The 17,167-nt window shown below is 34.6% G+C and carries 13 protein-coding genes; 2 read left to right on the forward strand and 11 right to left on the reverse strand.

Annotation, left to right across the window (positions count from 1 at the left end):
- Positions 1-873: 873 nt before the first annotated feature.
- Positions 874-1,875: an IS110 family transposase gene (locus CLU83_RS03445; protein WP_100430324.1), complete on the forward strand. Its 1,002-nt coding sequence runs from the start codon at positions 874-876 to the stop codon at positions 1,873-1,875.
- 281 nt (positions 1,876-2,156) lie between these two features.
- Here the strand turns inward: CLU83_RS03445 and CLU83_RS03450 are convergent, their stop codons facing one another.
- Together CLU83_RS03450 and CLU83_RS03455 are read right to left on the reverse strand one after the other, a co-directional pair.
- Positions 2,157-2,456, reverse strand: a complete 300-nt coding sequence (locus CLU83_RS03450) for a type II toxin-antitoxin system RelE/ParE family toxin (RefSeq protein WP_100430325.1) — start codon at positions 2,454-2,456, stop codon at positions 2,157-2,159.
- Complete coding sequence (locus tag CLU83_RS03455; protein ID WP_100433598.1) at positions 2,456-2,701, reverse strand: type II toxin-antitoxin system ParD family antitoxin; 246 nt, start codon at positions 2,699-2,701, stop codon at positions 2,456-2,458. The genes CLU83_RS03450 and CLU83_RS03455 overlap by 1 nt, the downstream gene beginning before the upstream one ends.
- Positions 2,702-3,127: 426 nt before the next feature.
- Here CLU83_RS03455 and CLU83_RS03460 point away from each other — a divergent pair, with 426 nt between their 5' ends.
- Entirely contained in the window at positions 3,128-4,129 is a 1,002-nt protein-coding gene (locus CLU83_RS03460; RefSeq protein WP_100430195.1) for an IS110 family transposase, read from the forward strand.
- 275 nt (positions 4,130-4,404) lie between these two features.
- On the opposite strand, the gene CLU83_RS03465 is transcribed toward CLU83_RS03460, so the two are convergent.
- The 9 genes from CLU83_RS03465 to CLU83_RS03505 all read right to left on the reverse strand — a co-directional run bounded on the left by CLU83_RS03465 (position 4,405) and on the right by CLU83_RS03505 (position 17,037).
- Entirely contained in the window at positions 4,405-4,968 is a 564-nt protein-coding gene (locus CLU83_RS03465; RefSeq protein ID WP_100430326.1) for a hypothetical protein, read from the reverse strand.
- Between the two features lie 162 nt (positions 4,969-5,130).
- Positions 5,131-5,505, reverse strand: coding sequence for an ASCH domain-containing protein (locus CLU83_RS03470; RefSeq protein WP_100430327.1), 375 nt, complete (start codon positions 5,503-5,505; stop codon positions 5,131-5,133).
- Complete coding sequence (locus CLU83_RS03475) at positions 5,483-6,991, reverse strand: PIN domain-containing protein (RefSeq protein WP_100430328.1); 1,509 nt, start codon at positions 6,989-6,991, stop codon at positions 5,483-5,485. The genes CLU83_RS03470 and CLU83_RS03475 overlap by 23 nt, the downstream gene beginning before the upstream one ends.
- Positions 6,988-7,506 carry an ATP-binding protein gene (locus tag CLU83_RS03480; RefSeq protein WP_100430329.1) on the reverse strand — a complete coding sequence of 173 codons (519 nt, stop codon included), beginning with the start codon at positions 7,504-7,506 and terminating at the stop codon, positions 6,988-6,990. Before CLU83_RS03480 ends, CLU83_RS03475 begins: the two co-directional genes overlap by 4 nt.
- A gap of 188 nt (positions 7,507-7,694) precedes the next feature.
- Positions 7,695-8,168, reverse strand: coding sequence for a DUF1851 domain-containing protein (locus tag CLU83_RS03485; protein ID WP_100430330.1), 474 nt, complete (start codon positions 8,166-8,168; stop codon positions 7,695-7,697).
- Between the two features lie 154 nt (positions 8,169-8,322).
- Entirely contained in the window at positions 8,323-9,366 is a 1,044-nt protein-coding gene (gene xerA, locus CLU83_RS03490) for a site-specific tyrosine recombinase/integron integrase (RefSeq protein WP_100430331.1), read from the reverse strand.
- Positions 9,367-9,834: 468 nt separating this feature from the next.
- Positions 9,835-11,262 (reverse strand): rubredoxin, encoded by a 1,428-nt coding sequence (locus tag CLU83_RS03495; protein ID WP_100430332.1) that lies wholly within the window; start codon positions 11,260-11,262, stop codon positions 9,835-9,837.
- 269 nt (positions 11,263-11,531) lie between these two features.
- Positions 11,532-15,047, reverse strand: a complete 3,516-nt coding sequence (locus CLU83_RS03500) for a nitrate reductase (RefSeq protein WP_100433599.1) — start codon at positions 15,045-15,047, stop codon at positions 11,532-11,534.
- Positions 15,048-15,621: 574 nt separating this feature from the next.
- Positions 15,622-17,037, reverse strand: coding sequence for a CmpA/NrtA family ABC transporter substrate-binding protein (locus CLU83_RS03505; RefSeq protein WP_100430333.1), 1,416 nt, complete (start codon positions 17,035-17,037; stop codon positions 15,622-15,624).
- Positions 17,038-17,167: the final 130 nt, after the last annotated feature.

Below are 17,167 nucleotides of genomic sequence, written 5' to 3' on the forward strand. Positions count from 1 at the left end.
GAACCGCCGAGTACGTGACCCGTACGCTCGGTGGTGTGAGAGGCGCACTCCGTTCCGTTGGGAGCGGAGCCGTCTACTCGATTACCAGTCGTTGATTTACATTCACTTATTTGGTTTTTATCATTTTGGATTTCATTTGTTTCCCATCACCTTTAGCAAAGTACGTTATAGTATCGTTTTGAATATTGGTAATTGTGACTTCAACTTTTTTTCCAATCATATTCTGTAATTTGGGATGACTAGTTTTAATGTAAATTAATTCATATTCACAATCAGATTTCCATTTGACAGAACCTACTACTGTTATTCCATTTGTAATGTTGGTTTCTATTTGTAAAGTATCATTTCTAGTAACTTTCCAATCTGAAATTTTTTTTTGTCAACATATGTGAAGTTACCTGTTTTGAAATCTAAACATTTTTTGTCTGGTTTACAGCTCAGAAATGATGTGATAGCGATTATTGTGCAAATTATAGTTTTCATTCAATGTTGTTATTTTGCTTTGTGGGTGTTTTCAATGACTGGTAACGTCAGTCTGTGAAAAAACTAAAATCTGCCTCCTGAGAATCTCATATTTGAGTTTTTTCTTTGGTAGCCCTCCGAATACTTTCTAAATTTGAAGAGGTTTTTTCACAGACTGACGTTCTGGTACTACCTTTAGATTTGCATAATAAATTATTCGTAAATTTAAATTAACAGCCAAACTGACAAAGTACACCATTGGTACTACAAAGTTTTTAGACTTATCCGCTGATTAGGACTTTGTCAGTTTATATTGAACAAGCATCAAATAGTAATTCAGGTTTTAAGGCCTATTATCAAGGTTACGAGTGTGTTCAATAATTTGGTTGCTAATCCTTAAAATCTTTTCTTATGAGCAAATTTAAACATTTTTTAGGTGTTGATGTGTCAAAAGAATATTTTGATGCCGTAGTAATTTTGGATAGAAATAAAGAAAAATCAATTCACAGCCAGTTTGTAAATGATTACAAAGGAATCAAGTCCCTTTGCAAATGGCTCAAGGAACAAGGTTCCACGTTTGAAAACACGCTTGTTTGTTTAGAACACACAGGAATGTACGGCAAGTTAATAATCAAATGTCTAATGATTGAAAAGTTCTCACTTTGGGTCGAAATGTCACTGAAAATTATTCGCAGCATTGGGGTTCAAAGAGGCAAAAACGACAAAGTTGATGCCCAAAGAATTGCTTTTTATGCCATGAAAAATGTGGAGGAAGCAGTTATTTTTAATGCTCCGAGAATGGAAATCAACAAAATGAGAAATCTTTTGTCCCTGCGGGAAAAATTAGTTGCAACAAAAGCTTCTTTGTTGCGAAATGTAAAAGAACTCAAAGCCTTTGATTTGGAAGTAGCCAGACTTTCTGAAAAACTACAGAAAAGCACCATCAAGGGAATTGATTTGGGTCTAAAAAACATTGAAAAACAATTGGACAAAACAATAAATGACGATGAAAATATTTCTAGAATTTTCACTCTTGTCACATCTGTTATTGGCATCGGAAAAGTAACGGCTTTGTTTTTGATTTGTTTTACAAACGAATTTACAATGTATAGAACTCCTCGCCAACTGGCTTGTTATGCAGGTGTTGTACCTTTTGAACATACCTCGGGGAAAAGTATTCGCTCAAAACCAAAAGTCCATTATGTGGCTAACAAAAAATTAAAAAAACAGCTTCATATGTGTGCCTTGTCAGCAATTACCAGTGATCCTGAATTAAAAAATTATTTTAATCGAAAGGTGGAAGAAGGTAAAAACAAGATGCTTATCATAAACAATGTTAGGAACAAACTTGTACATAGAGTATGTGCATGCATAAGAGAAAACAAAATGTTTGAAAAAAGACAAGTAGCGTAAAAAAAACATTAAATAAAATTTCTTTTGAAAGGAAAGAGAAAAAAATGCTCTTCCCCTTCGCAAGACTTTTTTGTTTTTCCTAAACCAAAGTTATTAATTATTCGCAAAAAATAGATGGCTTTTTTACGAATTTTTATTTGGTAATGCCATAGTAATCAGTGGGTTTGGGGTTAAATTAAGCCCATTCTTCGGATTTGCCAAATCATCCCAAATACAAAACCATCTTTCTATTAAGCCAATTGCTCAAATCCGTTGTACCTGTTAGCAGTAGCTTTTTTTATTTATTCCGCTAATCGGTTTTCAATATCCATTCTTTCGTGTAAAACTCTAACGACTTCAATTTCATTTGTTTTATCTTTTTTAAAGAAAATTAAATGTGATTTTACTTTTGAGTATCGATATGATTTTCTAACTTTTCCAAAGTCATGAGCCATATCTAAATTATCGACAATATATTCAATTTCGTCAATGATTAAGTTATAATATCGATCTGCTTGTTCAACAGACCAATTTTCCGCCGTATAAATCCAAATGTTATTAATATCTTCTAATGCCTTTTCACTAATTATATACTTTGGCATTATTTTTGAAAATTAGCTTTTAGCATTTCAAGATTTTTATTACGGTCAAAATTTCTGATTTTACTACTCTTTTCACCAATTTTTAGTTCATTGATTAGAGATTTTGTTTTAGTTTCTTCTTGCTCAAAAACTCTTAAAGCAGTTCTAACAACTTCACTTACTGAACTATATTTCCCTGTAGATATTTGTTCATTAATAAAGTTTTCAAAATAGTCTCCTAATAATATTGATGTATTACGTGCCATGATTTTTATTTTTACCAAAGATACCAATAATTGGTATTAAATTCAAATTTTTTCGATTTTTTGAGCAAAAGTTACTGCTAACGTCAGTCTGTGAAAAAACTAAAATCTGCCTCCTGAGAATCTCATATTTGAGTTTTTTCTTTGACAGCCCTCCGAATACTTTCTAAATTTAAAGTAGTTTTTTCACAGCCTGACGTTCTGATACTACCTTTAGATTTGCATAATAAATTATTCGTAAATTTAAATTAACAGCCAAACTGACAAAGTACACCATTGGTACTACAAAGTTTTTAGACTTATCCGCTGATTAGGACTTTGTCAGTTTATATTGAACAAGCATCAAATAGTAATTCAGGTTTTAAGGCCTATTATCAAGGTTACGAGTGTGTTCAATAATTTGGTTGCTAATCCTTAAAATCTTTTCTTATGAGCAAATTTAAACATTTTTTAGGTATCGATGTGTCAAAAGAATATTTTGATGCCGTAGTAATTTTGGATAGAAATAAAGAAAAATCAATTCACAGCCAGTTTGTAAATGATTACAAAGGAATCAAGTCCCTTTGCAAATGGCTCAAGGAACAAGGTTCCACGTTTGAAAACACGCTTGTTTGTTTAGAACACACAGGAATGTACGGCAAGTTAATAATCAAATGTCTAATGATTGAAAAGTTCTCACTTTGGGTCGAAATGTCACTGAAAATTATTCGCAGCATTGGGGTTCAAAGAGGCAAAAACGACAAAGTTGATGCCCAAAGAATTGCTTTTTATGCCATGAAAAATGTGGAGGAAGCAGTTATTTTTAATGCTCCCAGAATGGAAATCAACAAAATGAGAAATCTTTTGTCCCTGCGGGAAAAATTAGTTGCAACAAAAGCTTCTTTGTTGCGAAATGTAAAAGAACTCAAAGCCTTTGATTTGGAAGTAGCCAGACTTTCTGAAAAACTACAGAAAAGCACCATCAAGGGAATTGATTTGGATCTAAAAAACATTGAAAAACAATTGGACAAAACAATAAATGACGATGAAAATATTTCTAGAATTTTCACTCTTGTCACATCTGTTATTGGCATCGGAAAAGTAACGGCTTTGTTTTTGATTTGTTTTACAAACGAATTTACAATGTATACAACTCCTCGCCAACTGGCTTGTTATGCAGGTGTTGTACCTTTTGAACATACCTCGGGGAAAAGTATTCGCTCAAAACCAAAAGTCCATTATGTGGCTAACAAAAAATTAAAAAAACAGCTTCATATGTGTGCCTTGTCAGCAATTACCAGTGATCCTGAATTAAAAAATTATTTTAATCGAAAGGTGGAAGAAGGTAAAAACAAGATGCTTATCATAAACAATGTTAGGAACAAACTTGTACATAGAGTATGTGCATGCATAAGAGAAAACAAAATGTTTGAAAAAAGACAAGTAGCGTAAAAAAAACATTAAATAAAATTTCTTTTGAAAGGAAAGAGAAAAAAATGCTCTTCCCCTTCGCAAGACTTTTTTGTTTTTCCTAAATCAAAGTTATTAATTATTCGCAAAAAATAGATGGCTTTTTTACGAATTTTTATTTGGTAATGCCATAGTAATCAGCGGGTTTGGGACTAAATTAAGCCCATTCTTCGGATTTGCCAAATCATCACAAATACAAAACCAACTTTCCATTAAGACAATTGCCCAAATCCGTTGTAGTAGCTGTTGTATGCTGTTTATTTTCGCCCAATAGTTTTATGTCTCCAAACTTCATATAGATAACAATCTGCGTGATGTTCTTCGGGATTATTTTTAATCAGTTCAATTTGAACTTTTTTTGCTTTATTGTAATCTGAAATTAGTCCGTATTGATTTAGTTCTTGAGGTAAAAATGTTTCATCAAAACCTCCACAATTTGTCAACGCACTAACATCTCCATCTTTTTCGACCAAATCATAACCTATAAAATCATATTCAGAATTCAAATTAGCATTCTCGCTTTTAGGCTCTTTAATGACCGCCAATAAATTAAAATATTTTAAGTCTTTTACTTTTTCCAAAACGTAATCAACAGAATTGAAAAATACAGTAACCACATTTTGGTCAGTAACAATATATTTCCATTCAGTTTCAGAATCAAAATCTGGCATAAAGGATAAATCATTTAAAATCCCATCTAATGAAACTAATTCTTTCAGTTGATAAAGTTTAGACCATTCCAAATAGTTTTGCCAACTGAATCCTGAATTATATTCTGAATCGTATGTATTTCTTGCTGTAAATAAAATTTCTCTTTCCATTCAGGTTCTTATAAATAGCATACAACGTCCCCGCGCTACAAGAAGTTTGGGGCTAAATCAGCGTAATCTTTCGGATTTGCCAAATCTTTCAAATACAAACCAATTTTTCCATTAATCCAAATGCCCAAATTGCTTGTAGCGTGTGTTATGCCTAGTGCTTTTTTATTTATCGGTATATGAAAATGATTGTGGAGCTGTTAAACCATATTTTTCCATAATATTATAGGTTTTATTATATCGTTTAAAGTTCTTAATCTTTATAGCGTACCCTTTTTCTTTATTTGCAAAATATTCATCAAAAAAACTTTTATCAACAGCATTAAATTCTTTTGTTTTTTTCCAAAGTGTTGTAATTTCTTCGTGAATTATTCCATCAATTTCAAATTCTCCAATTATTCTACTAATTGGAGAAGACGCATATATAATCACGGTTTTTATATTGGGAACTTTAAATATTGATTTTCTAAGTTCATATGTCTTTTCTCCATTTAGGATTTTTTCTGCATAGTAAGGTTTAATCGACAATATAACTTTCATTTGCTTTTGCTTCTTTTAAAAATTCTTCAAATTTAATCTTTTCAATTTGAACGAAACCTCTTGGTACATCATTAATTGATTTTATGATCCCTAATTCAATTAGTTTATCTAAATTAATTTTTGGTTTTGGAAATGAATCAACGTAGAGAAAATTTACAATAAAAGGTCTGCTATATCTATTATAATTCCACCATTTTTTTAATTCATTATCATCAAATACGCTTCTCTTTCTACATAATCTGATGAAATCTTCTTCATTCGATATATTTAATATCACATTTTCAACAACACCAATTGTAGATAGAACCCCTGCATATCTACCACCAGTTCTATAAAATAAAATTATATCTCCGGGTTTCAAATCTCTAGTATAAGACCGAGATATATAAACTTTTTTTAAAGCATTTCTATGTGGTTCATTTTCTATATAATCCTGTGGGGATTCATTATTAAGTATCGAATCGGGAAATAATTCTGTATGATAATCAGGCCATATCGGATTTATAAATACTCGTGATTTTCGGTCAATAAAAGGAAAACATTCTCTTGGATTTTCTAATATGGTTTTTGAAAAATCCCTGACATAAACATTTTCAATTCCATTTGTTGTATCTTTTGTTCCCCAATATTTGAAGCCCCATTCCTCTAAAAGACTAACCAGTCTTTGTTGTTCTTCTCTTTTGTCAAAAATTGTAACATATATTTCATCAACTTTATTTACTAGCGCATTATCAAAAATTACCTTTAAGAATCTTTCACCTAACTTATAACCAGTAGATGTAACTTTGAATGTTCCGATTTTTAATCTTTTCTTTGATGAGAAAGCAGGAATTATATCTCTGTAGTTTTCATCTGAATTTTCTATTTTTAAAAACAAAAATGCTTTTACTTCGTTTTCTACTAGACAAATATAGGATTCCTTATCAGCTTTTGAATTAAACCACTTCTCAAATTCAGCATAATCTTCTTTAAAAGAATTGAAAAAATCATCTTTAAGATTTATATTTCCAAAGTATTCTTTCTTAACTGAAAGTACTTTGTAGTCGGAAAGACCTGGATTTTCAAAAACTAATTTTTCAATGAAAGAGTCTATTTTGTAAACTTTATCAGAAATACCTAGTTCTTTTGCCTTTCTATGAAGGCCTTTATCTTCTGTTATTAGGTAATTTACCCGATTATTTACTAATTCATTTAAAATTGAGGTGTCGTTCGTGTCATTAATTGATTTGTCACTTAACCTTAATTGTGTAATTACTTCTGAATCTGGAGAAATAGTTTTTAAAACATTATAGTTTTCAATTTTAACTTTCATTGTATTGACTACATCCTCATCTTTATAAGTTGAAATTTCATCAATAGATACTGGATGAACGCATTTTTCAAAGTGCATTTTGTCAAGCCAATTAAATAGTAATCCAATATCTTGATTATATATTTTACTGGCTTCTCTATGTACAATAATATTAGTATCTAAAAGTATTCTCATTTCAAAAAATATAAAAGGGTTTCTATTTCTAATTGTTCACTATTTATTATATGAAGTGGGATTTCTAAAATCTCGCTTATATCTGTTGCAAAGTTTATTTCTAGATTTTGAAACTCCTCAATTATATCAATGTCATATGTCTTTGCATCTCTTTTTTCAAGACGTTTTTTAATTGTTTCTGGATTAGCAATAACAAGAATTAATTTTTTTGGATTAATATCTTTAAAAGTTTGGATAGGAATTTTTTCGGGTTTTCCATGATTGTTTAATAAGCAATAATGACCGTCTAATAAATATGTTTTATTTTCTTCAACTATTTTATTTAAGTTGATTACAAGTCGATTTTGAGTTTCATTAATATTTGTTACTAATTTTTCTTCTTTGGTACTTAATTCATTCCACTTTAAAACTTCGCTAGCCGTTAAATGTATTAAATCTATTTTGTTTTTCAGAGTTTCGCAGATTGTTCCTTTTCCACTTCCGTGAATTCCTCCTATGAATATAATATTTTTCATTTGTTACGATAGGTTATTGAATCCTCTGATTTTTTTTAGCATTAGGCATAACGTTCTGGCACTACAGCGGGTTTGGGACTAAATTAAGCCCTATTTTCGGATTTGCCAAATCATCCCAAATACAAAACCAACTTTCCATTAAGCCTAATGCCCAAATCCGTTGTAGTGGCTGTTGGCGGTTCGGTTTTTTATTCAGTTACTATTTTCACGTTTGTTCCGTCTGGTAGATCTTTAATTTGCTTGTGAATTTGTCCGCTTAATTCAAAATGGACTTCTATATCAGTTAATTCAAAATTTTCAGGTTCATATTCTCCGCCTAAAACAGGAAGTTTTTTATAGCCATAAAGATTATTTTCGGTTAATTCCATTCCCGCTTTTTTTAGCTCCGCGACAAGTTCAACTAAAAACCATTCATTTACAATTTCGTTATCGGTTAGTTTCTCTTTAAATTCAGTTTTGTTTTCAGCAACTTTTTCAAGTATTCCCTCTCCAACATTTAACCAATAACACTTTTCATTTCTGTCTTCGAGAAATATATCTCCAATACTCGAAACTAAAATTGGAGTTTTGTCATTTCCAATTAGCCAATCCCAACTTTCTATTAATCTTTTTAAATCGATATGTGTAAAATCAACTTTTAAATCGTTCCAAGTAATTTTCATATTTGATATATTATGTTTGGTTATCGTTGTGTTCGGTAAACTGACCGCCAACTAGTATATATGTGTGACTCCGTCACACATATCCACCCAAAATCGGGTGTATGAGTGTGATAAAATACACACTTTTCTCAAAACCAAATATACATATTAATCCTTACAAATCATCAAAGGGACTTTTTATTAGTTGGATGCTTTTCGTACTAACGTGAGTGTAGATTTCTGTTGTTTTGCTGCTGTTGTGTCCCAATAGTTCTTGAATGTAGCGCAAATCGGTGCCGTTTTCCAGTAAGTGTGTGGCAAAACTGTGACGTAGCCAATGTAGTGTGACAGGTTTGGTTATTCCTACTTTATCTAGGGCTTGTTTCAAAACACTTTGTAAGCTGTATTCTGAGTATGGCTCACCACCAAATTTCCCTTCAAATAAATAGGTAGTAGGTTTGTGGGCAACATAATAGTCCCGAAGCATGGCTAAGATTTTATTTGATAGCGGCGCAATCCGGTCTTTCTTTCCCTTGCTTTGTCTTATAATTACGATCCCTCTTTTGGAGTCAATATCTGTGGGTTTTAAATGTAAGAGTTCGCTTCGGCGCAATCCACAAGCATAAATTAAACTCAACATCGTTTTGTGTTTGAGGTTGCTGTGTGCATTCAATATCAGTTTTACTTCCTCTTTGCTCAAAACATTGGGGAGTAATTTTTCTCGTTTCGGACGGTGAATTTTGTCTATTTCTATTTTTGTTTCCCTAATGGTAGAGAAAAATAATTTTATGGAATTGACGATTTGGTTTTGATAGGAACCAGATAATTTATTGCTTAAAATATATTCGTTATTGTATCGAATGACATCGTTATTGTTAATTTCGGCAACTGCTTTGTCGTTGTAAAAAGTCAGAAAGGTTTTTAAAGCTTCGGTATAGGTAGTTATGGTGCTATTGCTGTAACGTCTTGATAATAGCCAGTGCTTGAATTTTTCTATTTGTGCAATTCCTTCTGCCGAAGGACGCTTGATTGGTGCTTCGGTAATTTGAAATAATATTCTGTTTTCAAAGGTGTCCGGCAAATGCCAAACTCCTAATGTTTGACTCCATCTTGAGCCTTCTTGTTGTTTGATGCGATCAATCCAATCGTAGTTTTTTTCAAAATAAATGGCAATTCGGCTCTCTCCATTGCGTTTGATGAGTTGTGCTTTCCAGTTCATAAGGCGTATAATTATTGTAAAGGCATATAGTTGAATTATAAAGATAAGGAAAAGATTTGAGATTGTAGAAAACAGAAAGTTCAAGGGATAAGTTTAATTTAAAGAATTGACATAAAGTTTCAATATAAAGAATTCTTCAATTTTTGTCTTCCTGAGAGAGGAAGGATCTTTGCAAGAATATCGAGAGGAATTGGATTGAAGAAATAGATTTTTTATTGATTTTTGCCATTGAAATTGCCATTGAAATTACTATTGAAATTGCTATTGAATTTTGCTCTTGAAATCTAAGAAATACTGTTGTGAAGCAGTCATATTTGCGTGAGGGGGAGGAGTAAGCTACCGAAGTAGCACGGATCACCCGACAGCATAGAGGAAAGGAGCCGACTCACCGTTGCTGATGAATTGGCTCCTTTTCTTTATGGTGTCACGCCCAAATGATCTTTAGTGAACTGGCGAGGTGAATTTTGGTTATACTTTGGCTTCTGTCAATGTGATAAAACTGCTTTTTGGTGCTTCGCATAATGAACAGCAGTAATCGGCTGGGAGATTCTCGAATAGTGTGCCTTTTTCGATTCCCTGTATCACATCGCCGTAATCCGAATTATAGACTGTTAAACATTCTTGGCATTGATGAATGTCGAGTGCTTTTTTCTCTTTTTTCGTAGCGGTGTTTTGGAATTCGAGTACGCTGGTACCCAATTCTTCAAAGTATTTTTTACTCAACTCGATAAGGATATTGGGTAATTCCAGTTTATCGACATCTTGTGTGTGTACAATGTATTCGCGCGTATTTGGGTCGAAATTTTTGGCATGCAGTACATTAAAGGTATCTCGTATTTTAATCGATTCGAGATCTTTTGGCGGATCATTTTTTTCGATTACTATCGAAGTGAAATAATGCCCTTCACGATTATAGTCGGATAACCCGAAGGTAAGCCCGTAAGTGCTGATGTCGAACTGGTCGAGGGTGCGCACGAGAAAGGTTTTGAGGTTCAAAGCCCATTCCATCGCTACCGGCAAGTGCCAGTTGAGTTCGAGCAGTGAGTGGCGTACGTTGATTCCTTTTTTGCCTAGAAATTTTTCCCAATCGAGTTTGCGCGCTTTTGGGATTCCTTTTACGATAAAGGATTTCCAAGGGGTGATGCATATTTTTCCGATTTTGCAGTCAAAACACAAATCACACATTTCTTTTAGAAACTGCAGGTCGTACAGGTTGTTGCGCCAGTAGAGTCCGAGCCAGTATTGGTCGATTCCGAGCCTGTTCATTCCTTCATAATACGGGAATGGATAAAATGAAATGTTTAGTGGCTGATCGATAGTTCTGTTATTGGTGTCCAAATCACTAATGAGCTGGAAAATCATGTCAATTGTATCGGGTTCTTCCTGAAGTATTTTTTCTATTTCGTAATAGATTTTGCCAATGTCCCAGCTGTAAATTAATACAGGGAAAAGTTCCATTTTGTCCCATTTTGGCAAGCGTATGTACAAAAACCAATAGTCTTCGTGGTGTGAGGCTATAAAGTTGATGTGTCCCGTGAACAGGGGAACGATTTGCTGTTTAGGATCTGTTATATTAACCTTGAGTTTAGGATTTTCTTTGAATTGCTCGAGGATATAAAGGAATTTATTTCCGGTAAGCCAAGGCGTATTGCTAAAAATATCGGTCGCTACGTAGGAAGAAACGATATTGTTGCCGCTTTTTTCGTTGGGATATACAAAATGATGCTTGCCAATTTTTTCGGCAGTATTACTTTGGAATCCTTTTGGGAATATAATGTCTTGTCTGGAACCAAAAGAGATGGCGTCTAGACCTTGCTCCAATGCCATATTTACAATTTCTCGTAATTCCCCAGGAGATATTACTCCGCCTTTTACTATGAGTCTTGTTAATTCCATTTTTTTTGAATTATAAATTATCTGTTTTCTGCTAGCTGAAATCTGTTATCTAATTGGATTTCTCTATAAAAATTGTATCGTTGAATTCTTCGTTGTTGTAACAGAGATTGCACTGCAACGTTTCTTTGATTGTAGAGATGCACTGCAGTGTATCTCTACGGTTATGCGTATTTGATTTATCTTAAATTTCTAATGCTCGATAAAAATCAATTTCTGTTTTTTAAATCTTTACTATTGCAATCTGAATTCTAAAACCTGCCATCTGCAGCCTACTTGACTTTCGCCAATATTTCTTTCACTTCGGTTTTGCAGCTGCCGCAACCGAGTCCGGCTCCGGTAGTTTTACAAAGTTCGGTAAAGTTGGTAACGCCGCTTTTGATGCAGTCTTCAATATTTCCGCTTCCTACCTGACTGCAGGAACAAACGAGTTTTCCTAGTACTGGTTTGGCTTCAGATCCGCTTCCTCTTAATAAAGTGTTGCGTTTGTCGGCCAATTCGATTTTGCTTTCGATCATAGTTTTGAATTCGGCAAACTCATTTTTATCGCCCATCAGGATAGCGCCTATGAGCAGGTCGTTCTTGACGATGCATTTTTTATAATAGCGTTTTCCTAAATCGGCAAAAACAATTTCTTCGTAGGAATCATCGTTTTCCGGCACTTCGATTTCACCAATAGAACAAAGATTGATGTCTTCTAGTTTTAGGATATTCATTAGCACTGATCCTTTGTAAAAACTGCTGATGTCACCGGCTATAAAGTTAGCCAGCACATCGGCCTGTTCTTCGGCTGCAGAAGTGATTCCGAATAACATATTGTTGAATTCGGCAATTTCACCTATCGCAAAAATATCCGGGTTGGATGTCTGCAGGTACTGATTTACTTTTACACCGCGTCCACAAGCCAATCCTGTTTCTTTTGCTAATTCTATGTTCGGAATAGTTCCAATGGTGTAAACAATAGCATTGGCAGTAATGATTCTGCCACTTTTAAGAGCGATTTCCAGTTCGTTTGCATTTTCAGTTTCGAATACGGTACTTACTTCATTATCAAAATAGATCTGAATATCTCTCAGCTGTACTTCTTCGGCCAATAATTTGCTGGAAATACGATCCAGCTGTCGCTCCATCAATCGGGAAGCTCGTTGTATGATTGTTATTTTTACTTTTTTGTGTTTAAGCGCGGCAGCTAGTTCAAGTCCCAATAAACCGCCGCCAACAATTACTACGTGCTGTTCTTCGGCTGGCAGATTGGTTCCTTCTAAGTAGTCTTTTAATCGGTCAGCATCATTTTTCTTTCTTATGGTAAAACGCCCTGGCAAATGCAGCTGAGCATTTTCGGGTATGAAAGGACGGCTTCCGGTAGCCATAATCAAGGTGTCAAATTGATGGGTTTTACCTTGGCTGTCGGTTATGATTTTATCAGTTGCGTTGACGTTTTCAATAGCTACACCCGATTTCATTGTGATGTTCAATTGTCTCAAAGCGTCATCTTTTATTTTTAAAAGACTTTCCCATGACAGTTCGGCTGTAACATATTCAGGTAATAAAACACGGTTGTAAAATGGGTTTTCCTCGTTTGAGAATACAATGATTTCATCGAGAGTATTGATTTCACGATAATTCTGAATGAAACGGAAAGCCGCTGCTCCAGCGCCAATTACAGCAATTTTTTGGAACGGCTTGACATACTTTGTTACTGAAACAGTGGTGTATTTAAAATCTGGTTCTTTGGAGGTCGGGTCTACAATGGTATTGGTCAGATTATTAGTTCTATTCAAATCATTGTCCAATTGTTTTCCCCAGTGCATTGGCAAAAACAAAACACTTTCTTTGATCGTATCTGTTACTTTGGCTTTGACGCGCACTTCACCGTTTTTACTGGCTACTACAACAATATCCCCATTTTTGATTTTTGCTTTGTAAGCATCAATAGGGTTTATTTCAAGGACTGGGCTGGGAGTATGCGTCATTAATCGGGACACTTTCCCTGTTTTGGTCATCGTGTGCCATTGATCGCGAATACGACCGGTGGTCAATATAAATGGATATTGCTGCGAAGGTTCTTCCGAAGTGTTTTTGATGCTCGTCGGAATATTGAAAATTGCTTTTTGCGAAGGCGTAAAGAATTTTTTATCCGAAAATAAACGGGGTGTTCCCGGATGTCCGTAATCAGGAACTGGCCATTGAAAAGTTCCTTCGTTTTTTAGTCTGGAATAATTTAAATACGAAACATCGATGTTAGTGCCTTTTGTCATTAGGCAATATTCTTTATAAATAGCTTCGGTATTGTTGAAGTTGAAACCAGAGAATTTCATTTTTTTAGCAAAATTCAGCAAAATTTCAACATCCGATAAAGCTTCTCCAGGAGGGTTGATTCCTTTTGGCAGATACGATATGCGACGTTCCGAGTTGGTCATTGTACCTTCTTTTTCTAACCAGCCGGCTGCGGGCAATAATAAATCGGCAAATTTTGCGGTATCTGCATTATGAGAAATGTCCTGAACGACAACAAATTTGGCATTTTGCAATGCTTTCTCTACTCTGCGGGAATCAGGTAAGCTTACCATTGGATTGGTGCAGATAATCCAAACCGCTTTCATTTTGCCGGATTCTAAAGCATCAAACATTTCGGTTGCAGTAAGTCCCGGTTTTTCCGAAATAGATTCTACTCCCCAAAAATCAGCTACTTCTTTACGATGCTCAGGGTTATTTAATTCTTTATGAACCGCCAATAAGTTTGCCATTCCGCCCACTTCACGGCCTCCCATGGCATTGGGCTGTCCAGTTAAGGAGAAAGGTCCAGATCCAGGTTTTCCTATTTGGCCTGTGACTAGTGAAAGGTTCAATAAAGCGGTATTTTTGTCAACACCAATAGCGCTTTGGTTCAGTCCCATAGCCCACATAGAAATAAATCCTTTGGCTCTGCCAATCATTTCTGCAGCTAAGTGAATATCATTTACCGAAACACCGCATACTTTGGATGCATTTTCGTAGGAACTATTAGAAACCAAGTCTTTGTATGACTTATAGTTTTCGGTATGGTTTTTTACGAAATCCGAATCAACATACCCTTTCTCGATTAATCGTTTTGCAATGGCATGGTATAAAACAATATCAGTCCCGGGAAGAATCTGCAAGTGCAAATCGGCTGCAATGGCTGAGTCAGTTCTTCTTGGATCGACAACTATTATTTTTACTTTTGGATTTTTTTCTTTGTGCTGCTCCAATCTTCTAAAAAGAATTGGATGGCAAAAAGCTGGGTTTGCACCGGTTATCATGAAAGTGTCAGCCAGTTCAATATCAGCATAAGCAATTGGAACTGAGTCTTCACCAAATGTTTTCTTGTAGCCAGCCACCGCCGAACTCATGCAGAGTCTGGAGTTGGTATCTATATTGTTAGTTTTTAGAAAGCCTTTTACTAATTTGTTAACCAGATAATATTCCTCGGTCAAGCATTGTCCTGAGATATAGAAGCCTACACTGTCTGGTCCGTGTTTTTTTATGATGGAAGAAAAAACAGCGGCCGCGCGATCCAAAGCCGCATCCCAGCTTACTCTTTCTTTTGGATGTGATTTACTCCATCTCATTTCGGGATACAAAATCCTGTCCGAAGTGTCATTGACTACATAATGTAAGTTCATCCCTTTAGAACAAAGCATTCCTTTGTTTACGGGATGATCTTTGTCGCCGGTAACCGTCACTCCATTTTTAGAATCATTTTTTACAATAATTCCGCATCCTACTCCACAATAGGAACACGTAGTTTTGATTTCTGTATTTTGCATTATGTATATCTTTGTTTTGAAAGTAGTCATGTAAGGATCGTATGTACGCTGTACATAGACAAAAGTAAGTAATAATTAAGTATTAATACGTATAAAATGGATTTTATTTTGATGTTTGTATTCAATATAATTAGAATGCTAAAAATAGGTTCAATATTTTGAATTATTAGAAGAATTGGGTACTGTTTTACGCAGTATTTTTGATTACTATAAAAATCAACGTTTTTTTAGGCTGAAAACTAAATGAAAACTCCAATCTGCAACCTTCAATCTAAAATCTTCAATTTTATTTTGGGCGTGCCCCTACGTAAAAACTTCGGGTCGTGCTGTACGTTTCCGCTTTTTTTCTGTTCAATTACCCCGGATTTGGACCCGAGGTAATTGAACAGAAAAAAGAGCTCCACTGCCATCACTCACGCAAATTTTAACCAATTCAGTTAATCTGTGTAATTTTAGGAAAATAACCACAAAAAAACCTGAAGCATCAGTAAAGACACATCAGGCATTTTAAAGAATAAAAATTTGTTTTTGGTGGTATTGTTTTCTTTGTATTTGTAAAGGGAGAGAAACAGAATTAATTTTTTAAGCCAATTTTAAATCCGTTAATATATTCAACAGGTTTTCTTCCATCATAATACATTTCGTCAATGAATTCATTTGTTGCTGGCTTGAATCCATCTGTAGTTGGAATGTCAGATTCAGTAATAAAACCTTCTTCCAGTAATAATTTTGCAGCTTGGAACCAAATTTCAGGTTTGTAAACTTCTTTGATTTTGCTGATGTACCAATCGTTAGTTTTTGGTTCAGCTATTTGCCCCCAGCGTTTCATTTGGGTCATGAACCAAATTCCATCCGAATAATAAGGGTAGGTTGCATTATATCTGAAGAAAACATTAAAATCTGGTACTAACCGCACATCACCTTTTTCAAATTCAAAAGTACCTAACATCGAATTGTCAATTACTCGTTTACTGCCGTCTACATAAGCTGATTTGGATAAAATGCGGGTAGCTTCTTTTCGGTTTTCGGGATTATCCAGCCATTTTCCAGCTTTTATTAATGCTTTTGTGATTGCAGTGGCTGTGTTAGGGTATTTGGTAACAAATTCTTTAGTCATTACAAACACTTTTTCGGGATGATTTTTCCAAATCTCTTTGCTGGTTACTATTGGAACGCCTATGCTTTCTTCAACAGCCTGCTGGTTCCAAGGCTCTCCAACGCAATACCCATTGATGGTGCCTGCTCTTAGTGTTTCGGGCATTTGCGGAGGCGCTGTAATATTCAACTGTACATCAGCACCAGCATTTCCTTTGCTTCCCTGAATATTGTTGTTGCTGTAAAATCCAGGATTTATGCCGCCTGCAGCAAGCCAGTACCGCAACTGATAATTGTGTGTTGAATAAGTACCAACAATACCAAATGTAAAAGGTTTGTTTGCATGTTTATAGAAATTCAAAATAGGTTTCAAAGCTTGAGCAGGAATCGGGTGAACTGGTTTTCCGTATTCTACAGGGATGCTGTCTTTCATTTTTGCCCAAGCTTCATTTGATACTGTAATGGCATTTCCATTCAAATCCATAGAATAGGAAGTAACAAGTTGCGCTTGCCGTCCGCATCCTACTGCGGCTGCTATTGGCTGTCCAGCCAGCATTTGTGCACCATCGAGCTGATTGTCTATTACTTTGTCTAAAATATCTCTCCAATTGGCTTGAGCTTCCAAGTTTACAGTAAGTCCTTCTTCTTCAAAATAACCTAAGAATTTTGCAATAGCTAACGGAGCCATATCGGTAAGCTTTATAAAACCAATGGTAAGAATGGCTTTTTCAACAGGCAGTTTTTTTGTTTTTGGAGGATTTACCTCGTCAGTTCGTTTACGCTCGGATGTAATTCTATTTTTTAAAATAGGTTTGATTGGATTCGGGCTTTTAAAAGCGGTAACAGTAAAGACTATTATCAAAAGCGCAATTAAGTTTGAGGTTAGTTTTCTCATGGTCTTTTGGTTTGGCGGTTAATAGTTTGGTTCGATTAAGTATGCTCAATAATTTTTAAAATTTAATTTGGTTACGTATTTTGATTGTTTCTTTTTGAAGAGATTAAATGATTTCTGCTTTTGTCAGACA

Origin of the sequence: Flavobacterium sp. 1 (genome assembly GCF_002797935.1) — a bacterium.
Classification (GTDB): Bacteria; Bacteroidota; Bacteroidia; order Flavobacteriales; family Flavobacteriaceae; genus Flavobacterium.

What these genes read in the sequence shown, in the direction of transcription:
- CLU83_RS03455 (WP_100433598.1), bottom strand. Translation starts at nt 2,701, where the DNA reads ATGGCACGTAATACATCAATATTATTAGGAGACTATTTTGAAAACTTT.
- CLU83_RS03450 (WP_100430325.1), bottom strand. Translation starts at nt 2,456, where the DNA reads ATGCCAAAGTATATAATTAGTGAAAAGGCATTAGAAGATATTAATAAC.
- CLU83_RS03445 (WP_100430324.1), top strand. Translation starts at nt 874, where the DNA reads ATGAGCAAATTTAAACATTTTTTAGGTGTTGATGTGTCAAAAGAATAT.
- CLU83_RS03495 (WP_100430332.1), bottom strand. Translation starts at nt 11,262, where the DNA reads ATGGAATTAACAAGACTCATAGTAAAAGGCGGAGTAATATCTCCTGGG.
- CLU83_RS03500 (WP_100433599.1), bottom strand. Translation starts at nt 15,047, where the DNA reads ATGCAAAATACAGAAATCAAAACTACGTGTTCCTATTGTGGAGTAGGA.
- CLU83_RS03505 (WP_100430333.1), bottom strand. Translation starts at nt 17,037, where the DNA reads ATGAGAAAACTAACCTCAAACTTAATTGCGCTTTTGATAATAGTCTTT.
- CLU83_RS03465 (WP_100430326.1), bottom strand. Translation starts at nt 4,968, where the DNA reads ATGGAAAGAGAAATTTTATTTACAGCAAGAAATACATACGATTCAGAA.
- CLU83_RS03485 (WP_100430330.1), bottom strand. Translation starts at nt 8,168, where the DNA reads ATGAAAATTACTTGGAACGATTTAAAAGTTGATTTTACACATATCGAT.
- CLU83_RS03475 (WP_100430328.1), bottom strand. Translation starts at nt 6,991, where the DNA reads ATGAGAATACTTTTAGATACTAATATTATTGTACATAGAGAAGCCAGT.
- xerA (WP_100430331.1), bottom strand. Translation starts at nt 9,366, where the DNA reads ATGAACTGGAAAGCACAACTCATCAAACGCAATGGAGAGAGCCGAATT.
- CLU83_RS03470 (WP_100430327.1), bottom strand. Translation starts at nt 5,505, where the DNA reads ATGAAAGTTATATTGTCGATTAAACCTTACTATGCAGAAAAAATCCTA.
- CLU83_RS03480 (WP_100430329.1), bottom strand. Translation starts at nt 7,506, where the DNA reads ATGAAAAATATTATATTCATAGGAGGAATTCACGGAAGTGGAAAAGGA.
- CLU83_RS03460 (WP_100430195.1), top strand. Translation starts at nt 3,128, where the DNA reads ATGAGCAAATTTAAACATTTTTTAGGTATCGATGTGTCAAAAGAATAT.